The sequence below is a fragment of the Tsuneonella sp. HG249 genome (genome assembly GCF_053819205.1).
In genome coordinates this window covers 1-868 of the sequence record NZ_JBSOQY010000015.1, presented here as the reverse complement: position 1 = coordinate 868, position 868 = coordinate 1, and the positions used below count along the sequence as shown (strand labels likewise).

The 868-nt window shown below is 54.1% G+C and carries 1 pseudogene; it reads left to right on the top strand.

Annotation, left to right across the window (positions count from 1 at the left end):
- Nucleotides 1-352: 352 nt before the first annotated feature.
- A pseudogene (locus ACWPM1_RS14815) lies at nt 353-845 on the top strand (DDE-type integrase/transposase/recombinase); the annotation flags it as partial.
- Nucleotides 846-868: the final 23 nt, after the last annotated feature.

Below are 868 nucleotides of genomic sequence, written 5' to 3'. Positions count from 1 at the left end.
TCTTACCATAGTAGCCAGCTTGCTCAGTCATGATTCAATGCCCTCAGAAATCAGTTTGAGCACCAGAAGTTAACGGGTCGACGAACCTATTCTATTGCCATTGAAGTCAGTTTTTTGACAGATTCATTCAACTTCGTGCGCGGCCGGGATCTCCCTTGGATTGGAAAATTCAGACAAGAACCTCGGCTATTGCGGGCTGCTACAGGCCTCATGTTCAGGCGCGAGAAGCCCATCAGCCAATTCAACTGCTCGCGGTCGCTGCCTGCGAAGTGATTCGTTGTTAGGAACCGTTGCATGTCTGGCTCCAGCGTCGATCCCGAGACACTTCCCAGCCAGGGTCAGGTCTCATAAGTTGATTCAGAGGGCGCAGGAAGATGCCCGACAGACCAAGCTCATCCACGAGGCACGGGAAGAGTGGCAGGGTGTACGGCAACCGCATCTGCATGATGTTCTGCTTGATCAGGGTGAGCAGAGCTGTCCCAACCGTGTGGCTCGCCTTGCATGGCAAGCCGGGATCAAAGCTCAAGTTGGCTATAAGCGGCGTCCAGACAGCTATTGTGGCACGCCATCAGTTGTGATCGACAATACGTTGGATCGCCAGTTTGCAGTGTCAGCGTCCGACGCAGCATGGGTAACAGACACCACCTTCATCAGAACGCATGAGGGCTTCGCTTACCTCTCAGTGGTGATCGATCTCTATTCACGGCGGTGGTTGGTTGGCAGATACAAAGTCGGCAGACCGCTGATCTGGTCTGCCAGGCACTGCTGATAGCGGTGTGGCGCAGAAAGCCGAAGAACGTAGTTCTGATCCACTCCATCAGGGCTCACAGTTTATCTCCCGCGAATGAACCTGGCTCCTCCATGCCCA